This is a genomic window from Bellilinea sp. (assembly GCF_034432615.1).
GTDB lineage: Bacteria > Chloroflexota > Anaerolineae > Anaerolineales > Anaerolineaceae > Bellilinea.
The window spans coordinates 1-7,561 of the sequence record NZ_DAOUBL010000278.1; the positions used below are offsets into that span (position 1 = coordinate 1).

The following is a 7,561-nucleotide window of genomic DNA, read 5'->3' on the forward strand; positions in this document are numbered from 1 at the left end:
TGACACCCGACAACATCATTGATGTTACCGAAGCCGATTTTGAATATGAGGTAATCGAATATTCCCAAAACACCCCGGTGGTGGTGGATTTTTGGGCTGCCTGGTGCCAGCCTTGCAAAGTGCTGGCGCCCATGCTGGAAAAATTGATCAAAGAGACTGCCGGTGCAATTCGTCTGGCGCGCGTTAATGTGGATGAAAACCCCAATCTTGCCATCCGCTTTGGTGTGCGCAGCATACCGGCAGTGAAGGCTTTTAGCGGTGGTCAGATTGTGGCAGAATTTAGCGGTGTTCAACCCGAATCTCGCCTGCGGGAATTCATCAGCCGCATCCAGCCGCCCAGCCCGGCGGGTTTGGCGCTGGAACATGCCCTCAGCCTGCTCAATCAGGAACAGTGGGCAGAAGCCGAACCGATTTTGCGTATGGTACTGGAACAAATGCCCGACAACCCGCTTGCGCTGCTGGGTCTGGCGCGTGCCCTGCTGGCACAGGGCAAAGCCCGCGAAGCCCACAACATTCTTTCGGCTTTCCCGGCCAGCCGCGAATTTTCCAACGCCCAAACCCTTTTACCGCTGGCAGAGGCGATGGAAAACCTGCCCAATCACCAGCCGGGAGATGAGCCGGATGAACAAAGCGCTGCCTACTGGAATGCCATCCGGCTGGCAGCCCGCGGTCGCATTCCGCTGGCGCTGGACGGCCTGCTGGATTTGCTTCGGCAGGATCGCCGTAACGAAAACGTGCGGCTGACCATCCTCAGTCTGCTGGAATTGCTCGGCGATGAAAACCCGCAAACCCGCAGTTACCGCCGCGAATTAGCCAGCATCCTGTTTTGAGGCAAGCCGTCAGCCATTAACTACCCTGGCAAATGAATAGATGGGCGGTGAAAACCGCCCATCTTTGCTTTACCGCCTGAGGGTCAGCAGCGCCCAGGTCGTCGGGTCAGTCAAACGCCGGTTGGGCACCATCGAAACCATGCTTTGCTGGACATTTTGATCTTCACGGTCATTATCCGAAACCGAAACCGCAAATCCATAGCGCTGACCGTCGGCCGGCGTTATGCCGAAGATGCTCCATGGGATTGCCGCTTCTATCCGATACAGCCCGGAACCGCCTTCTGAGGCAATTTTCACGTCTGTGCGGCTGCCAGCCTTGCCGGTTGGGTAATACAGATAGGCTTCTTTATCGCCGCTTGTCGAGCCCTTGCCGGGGGAAATGACCAGCTGATAATCATCGTTGTTCAATTCGCGCGAATTGAGATCACCCAGCAGGTCCACATCCAGCAGCAGTTCAATCGAATCGCCTTTGTACAGGTCTATTCCGCTGGCATTTTGAGCATATTGGTCGTCAATCACCTTAACCGCCAGGTAGAGATAAGTGTTATCCCAGCCGATTCGGAAAGACCCTTCCAGATCTTCTTTGCCGGTGTGGTTCTCTTTGCCGTAAACGACCAGTTTCATCGGGTAGGCCGTGGTTTTCCATTCATCCCACACGCCATCCAGTTTGGGAGCTTCGCTCAAGAAGGGCACCGTGTAACTGCCAGCCGAGCGCAGTGCAGCGGTACTGGTCACAGTTGGAGAGGCGGGGGGCTGGGTTGGCTGCACGGCGGTACTGGTCGGCAGCGGAGAAGGCGAAGGCGGCGGTGTGTTCGTACTCACGGCTGCCTGAGGGGTCGCCGAAGGGAGCGGCGAGGGAATGACCACCTGAGTTTGTACCAGTTCAAAGAGCGCCGTCATCGTCCGATTCGGGGTAGGTTCTGACGGGGTGGGTGCTGCCTGCCGGCCGGGCAGATTGCACGCCAGGGCGAGCAGCAACAACATCAGCAGCGCAAAGCCAATGGACAGTTGCCTTTTCATACGAAACTCCTTTCTCCTCCACAAAGACCAGAAGCACGGTTATGAATGACCGCCATTAATATTCTACGCTATAATTTTATTGTGATAACATGAGTTCGGGATAAGATCAAAACCTTGCAGGCAATGCCAATGCCCCCCCCTGCACCTCCCCCAAAATCGCAGGGGCGATTTTGGGGGAGGCGGAAGGGGGATGAAAATTCGAAAGTTGATGTAAAAATGATTTATCCCGAATTTACGTGTGATAAGATCGCAATTTTCAGGAAGATGCCAAATTGAGTAAAACGGCAGCAACGAAACCTCATCTGGAAATTCGCGTGGTGGTTTTTACCCTGCAGGAAAACCGCTTGAAAGTACTGCTGGCGCCTGCTCAAGAGTCTTTCTTTGCGGGAAGATGGATGCTTCCCGATGCACCCATTCTCGAATGCACCCTCGAAAAATCCGCCGCCAAACAAATTGAACAACTGACCGGTGTTGGGGAAGTGTATCTGGAACAGTTATACACCTACGGCGATCCGGGACGCCACCCTGCCTGCCGCCTTATTTCAATTGTTTACTTCGCCCTGATACCGGCAGACAGTTTGCAGGCAACAAAGGACACGAACAATAACAGCCGCTGGTATGGTTTGGAGGAGCTGCCACCGCTGGTCATGGATCACGGGGAGATTCTGGACTATGCCCTGCGCCGTTTGCGCTACAAACTGGAATATAGCGCGGTTGGCTTTGAATTATTGCCGGAATTTTTCACCCTCAGCGAATTGCAACACACCTATGAATTGATTCTGGGTGAAAAACTGGATAAACGCAACTTCCGCCGCCGTATTCTGGAAGCCGGCATCATCGAAGCCACCCCTCACCGGCGCAGCGGAGAAGGCCGCCCTGCCTTGCTCTACCGCTACCGTCCGGATGCGGTTGCCGAAGTCAAAGCGCGGCGGCTGTTCCCTTAACCTACCCGGCGCAGCAGGCTGATACTTTCGATGTGATAGGTCTGGGGGAACAGGTCAAACGGCGTAACCCGTTCGAGCGAGTAGCCCGCCGCAACCAACCGTTTCAGGTCACGCGCCAGGGTGGCTGGGTCACACGAAACGTAGGCAATCCACCGGGGCTGAAGCGCTACCAGCGCATCCAGCGCATGGCGGTCTAATCCGGCACGCGGCGGGTCAACAATGGCCGTGATTTTTCCGCTCACCTGCAAAGCGGGCAGGATGTCCTCCGCCGCCCCGACATACAATTCCACATTTTCCATTTCATCGAGATTAAAGGCATAATCCTCACAGGCCGTCGGAGATTGCTCAATCCCAATGCAGCGGCCTGCCTGGTCTGCCAGGAAAGCCGAAAACAACCCAACTCCGCAATACACATCCAGCAGAGTCGTACGGCTGTCGAGCGGCAAGACCTCTTGCAAAAATTGCACCATCGCTCCCGCCTGGGCCGTGTTGACCTGAAAGAACGACCCCGCCGAAACGCGGAAAATGCGTCCGTTCACTTCCATCGGCAGCCAGTCCTCGCCCGCCAGCACGATGCTGCCAGCCGGGCTGAGGTGTACCGCCGAGAGCGGAAAATCCACCTCAAAGGATGGTAACTCCAGCAGAGAGCTTTCCAGCGTTAACAACACCTCTTCGTCCGCCCCAACCCGCAGTCCCACCCGTTCAATGCTCAGCCTGCTTTCAAAATCCAGCTGCTGCCAGATCTCATCCAGCGGCGCTTGCGGCAAAAAACATTCCTGAATGGCGACCACCCGGTTGCTGCCGCTTTCTTCGTAGCCCAGGCGGCCCTGCTCATCCAGATGAAACTGTACCGTGTTGCGGTAGTTCCATTCCAATGGAGAGGGACGAATCTCCCCCACCGGCGGTTGGCTGATTCCGGCAATCCTTTCCAGTTGTTCCCGCAAAACACCGCCCTTCACCTGTAACTGGAGCGGATAAGCAAGATGTTGATAGTGACAACCGCCACACACCCCAAAATGCCGGCAGCGCGGCTGAATGCGCTGAGGAGCAGCCTGCAAAACCTCCACCAGCCGGGCACGGGCAAACCCCCTTTTTTCCTCGGTTAACTCCACCAAAACCCGCTCACCGGGCAGAGCATAAGGGACAAACACCGCCCGTCCATCCGCCAGCCGTCCCATACTGCTGCCGCCAAAGGTATGACGGAGGAGTTCTACTTCGACCAGTGCAGGGGAGAAAGCCATTAAATCATGTGAACCCAGATGTAGTCTTCCAGGCTCTGGATGGTCATATCCTTTTCGAGCATCAACTGCCTGACCACATCTCCAATGGAAATCACGCCGACCAGTTTATTGCCATCCAGCACCGGTAAATGGCGGAAGCGCTTGGCAGTCATCAACGCCATGCAGGATTCGACCGATTGATCCGGGGTGACGTAATAGACCGCTCCGACCATCACATCATTCACCGGCGAATGCAAGCTGACTGAACCATCCGCAGCCTTTCGGGCAAAATCCCGCTCCGAAAAGATACCCACAATTTTTCCGGCTTCCACGACCAGCACCGCGCCGATTTTCTGCTCTGCCATCAATTTCAGTGCATCTAAAACCGTGGAAGTTGGGGTAACATACCAGACCTGCGTATATTTGTCCTTCAATAAATCCTTTACGGTAGCCATTCGCATCTCCCTTTCCGGCTTGGGCTGATTGTGCTCAACCACTGTAGCCGCGCCCGAGGATGTAATTTTCCAGCCCCTGAATGGTGGATTCCTTTTCCTCCAAAACCTGCTTGACCACATCCCCAATGCTGATCAACCCCACCAGGTTATGATCCTCATCCAGCACCGGCAAGTGGCGAATATGCTTGGAGGTCATCAGCGCCATACATTCTTCTACCGTTTGTTGAGGGCTGACGTAATACACGGCACGCGTCATAAATTCGCTGACCGGCTCATCCAGCAGCAGGGATTCGCGTTGGGCAGCATAGCGGGCGTAATCGCGTTCCGAGAAGATACCGGCAATTTTCTCTCCCTCCATGACCAGCACCGCGCCAATATTCTTCTCAGCCATCAATTTGAGCGTTTCACGTACCGTAGCCGTCACCGGCACACTCCACACTTGCGTTCCCTTGATTTTCAACAGGTTTTTGACCGTTGCCATTCGGAAATCTCCTTTCTCTTTTTGGGGTTGGGTAACAGAAAAATCAAGATAATTGCAGGAAACAAACCCAATTAGTAATCTTATTATATAAGAATTCAAACCTGCATTCAAACATCAAACGACGGATGCTCGCCTTCAATTTGATTATGACTTAAACAGGACAGGAGTCAAGTTGCGGAGATAAGGCAGTCGGGTTATTTAAAAATCACCCGCATTAACCTGTTTCTTAATTTAACCAATATTGTATAATTTATAACAAATAGCCTGAACCAATTCAGACGACATCTTTTTGGCATAATTTTTTCAAGGGCCGGGGCGGGAAAAAGATATCGGCTCGTTTTTGAATGTGGCTTTGAAAATCAGGAGACTGGCAATGAGCAAACCCTTTCTTTTCACTCTAATCGCAATCCTGATGCTGGCAACCGGTCTAATCGCTATCCATAGCCAACCTGCGCTGGCTTTCAATTCCATCTTTCAGGCAGATGAGCAGCTGGTACGGGGGGCACAACTTTACGATGACTGGACACAGGTAACCGGTATAACCCCTCCGCAGGGCAATCACCCCATTTGGGCACGCCAGACCACCAACACCCGCAGCGGTGTGGACACCTGGCGCTGTGTTTCCTGCCACGGCTGGGATTATCTGGGAAAGGATGGGGCTTTTGCCTCTGGTGCCAATTACACCGGCTTTCCGGGGGTTTATGACGCGCAAAGCCAGCCGCTGGACGAGTTGAAAGCCGCTCTGAGCGGCAAGAAAGACCCCCAGCATGATTTTTCCGCTTATTTGAGCGATGCAGACCTGACCGCGCTGGCGGTCTTTATTCGGCAAGGCGTGATTGACGACAGCCGCTTTATTGACCGCATCAGCCTCAAACCGATTGGCGGTGACTTGCAAAACGGTAAAGCCCTCTACGAGCAGGGCTGCGCTTCCTGTCACGGGGCGGATGGTCAAAAAATCACCTTCCGCTATGAAGGGCAAACGGTCAGTCTGGCAAGGCTGGCAGTACAGGACCCATGGCGTTTCCTGCACCGCACCCGCTTTGGCACCGCCCGTGCTCCGGAAATGACCATTGGGTTGAATCTCGGCTGGAGTCCGCAGGAGGGGCGGGATGTCTTGCTCTACGCCCAGACATTCGCCGCCGGGCTGGAACAACCTCCCTCCCCCTCGATGGGAGACCAGCCCTCCGGAACAGTCGGCCAGCCGGGCGGACCGGCTAACAACCTGATTACCGGCATCCTGACCGCGCTGGGTGCAATGGCAGCCAGTTTGGGTTTTGCGTTGGTGCTGGGCGGTTTACTGGTAGGCATTCTCTTGCTGGTTGTGTGGTCCATCCGCAACCGCAAATAATCTGAATGAACAACAACGCACATCGAGAAAGGAGACGAGCATGAAGCAACCCAAACCTTGGTGGCAACAGGCCGGTTACCGGGTCGGTATCGCGCTGGTGTTGCTGATTTTGCTTGGCGGGGCAGTCAGCGCCGTATATCTGACCCAAATTCCACCGCAACAGCCAATTGCTTTCCCGCACAACCGCCATGTTGGGCTGGGAGCGCCATGCGCCTATTGTCACCCCGGCACAGCCTGGGGACCGAGCGCCGGGCTGCCCGGCATTGATAAATGCTGGGGGTGCCATCAGCAAGTTCAGAAAAAGTCACCCGAACTGGAAAAACTGGCTGCTTATGTTGCCAACAACGAGCCAATTCCATGCGTGCCGGTTGCCATTCAACCGGATTTTGTCCACTTCAACCACCAACCCCACGTCAGCGCCGGCATAGCCTGCGAAACCTGCCACGGCGATATGACCAAGATGACCGTTGCAGAGCCGCAGCCGCGCCAGAACATGGGCTGGTGCCTCTCCTGTCATCAAAAGATGGCTCCGGAGCAGTGGACCAAGCTTTCAGACTGCGCAACCTGTCATTACTGATTTGGAGCGAGGAAACAGCATGAGCAATACCATTTCACGAAGGGATTTCCTGAAACTGACCGGTCTGGGAGCCGCCGTTTCAGCCGTGTTGACCGGCTGCGGACCCATGGCTCGCTATATCGTCCGCAAGCCCTATACCAGCATGCCGGAATACAATCAGACCGGTTTGAGCACGTATTACGCCTCCACCTGCCGGGAATGCCCGGCCGGCTGCGGGATCATCGTCCGCACCAAAGAAGGACGCGCCATCACCATTGAGGGCAACCCGCAGCACCCGGTCAACCGAGGGCGGTTGTGCTCACGCGGGGTGACCGCCCAGCAAGGGCTGTACAACCCCGACCGCATTCGCGGACCCGTCTTTCAGGCACGCGGAGATGCCGGCCGCACCAAACCAATCACCTGGGACGAAGCCGTCGGCGTTGTCCAGCAGGCGCTGACCAGCTCACCGGATCAGATCGCCTTTCTGCTGGGTGCTGCGCCCGATCATCTCTTCGATCTGGTCAGCGAAATCACCGCAACCCTCACTGCGCCGCCTCCCGTGCGGTATAACGCTCTGGCCACCTTCGAAGGGCGCACAACCCTGCTCGAAGCCGCCCGACTCACCTTTGGCGAAGCCAGCCTGCCGTACTTTGACCTGGCCAACGCCGAAGTAACTTTTGCCTTTGGGGCAAACTTTCTGGAAAACT

The 7,561-nt window shown here is 55.3% G+C and carries 9 protein-coding genes; 5 read left to right on the forward strand and 4 right to left on the reverse strand.

Annotated elements, in window-relative coordinates:
• Window positions 1–830: thioredoxin (gene trxA / locus VAE48_RS12635; RefSeq protein WP_322793688.1), on the forward strand; the 830-nt coding region annotated here is incomplete at its 5' end.
• Window positions 831–899: 69 nt separating this feature from the next.
• Here trxA and VAE48_RS12640 read toward each other — a convergent pair.
• Window positions 900–1,850 (reverse strand): sugar-binding protein, encoded by a 951-nt coding sequence (locus tag VAE48_RS12640; RefSeq protein WP_322793689.1) that lies wholly within the window; start codon window positions 1,848–1,850, stop codon window positions 900–902.
• A gap of 272 nt (window positions 1,851–2,122) precedes the next feature.
• Between VAE48_RS12640 and VAE48_RS12645 the strand changes: the two genes are divergently transcribed.
• Window positions 2,123–2,794, forward strand: coding sequence for an NUDIX hydrolase (locus tag VAE48_RS12645; protein ID WP_322793690.1), 672 nt, complete (start codon window positions 2,123–2,125; stop codon window positions 2,792–2,794).
• On the opposite strand, the gene VAE48_RS12650 is transcribed toward VAE48_RS12645, so the two are convergent.
• Genes VAE48_RS12650 through VAE48_RS12660 form a run of 3 tightly spaced genes read right to left on the reverse strand, consistent with a single transcriptional unit; the run spans window position 2,791 to window position 4,950 of the window.
• Window positions 2,791–4,035 (reverse strand): class I SAM-dependent RNA methyltransferase, encoded by a 1,245-nt coding sequence (locus VAE48_RS12650; RefSeq protein ID WP_322793691.1) that lies wholly within the window; start codon window positions 4,033–4,035, stop codon window positions 2,791–2,793. The genes VAE48_RS12645 and VAE48_RS12650 overlap by 4 nt on opposite strands.
• Window positions 4,035–4,469: a CBS domain-containing protein gene (locus VAE48_RS12655; RefSeq protein WP_322793692.1), complete on the reverse strand. Its 435-nt coding sequence runs from the start codon at window positions 4,467–4,469 to the stop codon at window positions 4,035–4,037. The genes VAE48_RS12650 and VAE48_RS12655 overlap by 1 nt, the downstream gene beginning before the upstream one ends.
• 34 nt (window positions 4,470–4,503) lie before the next feature.
• On the reverse strand, window positions 4,504–4,950 hold the full coding sequence (locus VAE48_RS12660) for a CBS domain-containing protein (RefSeq protein ID WP_322793693.1): 447 nt from the start codon (window positions 4,948–4,950) through the stop codon (window positions 4,504–4,506).
• Window positions 4,951–5,323: 373 nt separating this feature from the next.
• Here VAE48_RS12660 and VAE48_RS12665 point away from each other — a divergent pair, with 373 nt between their 5' ends.
• From VAE48_RS12665 to VAE48_RS12675, 3 genes are all read left to right on the forward strand, one after another.
• Window positions 5,324–6,298, forward strand: a complete 975-nt coding sequence (locus tag VAE48_RS12665) for a c-type cytochrome (RefSeq protein WP_322793694.1) — start codon at window positions 5,324–5,326, stop codon at window positions 6,296–6,298.
• Between the two features lie 40 nt (window positions 6,299–6,338).
• Window positions 6,339–6,875: a cytochrome c3 family protein gene (locus VAE48_RS12670; protein ID WP_322793695.1), complete on the forward strand. Its 537-nt coding sequence runs from the start codon at window positions 6,339–6,341 to the stop codon at window positions 6,873–6,875.
• Window positions 6,876–6,894: 19 nt separating this feature from the next.
• Window positions 6,895–7,561: twin-arginine translocation signal domain-containing protein (locus VAE48_RS12675; protein ID WP_322793696.1), on the forward strand; the 667-nt coding region annotated here is incomplete at its 3' end.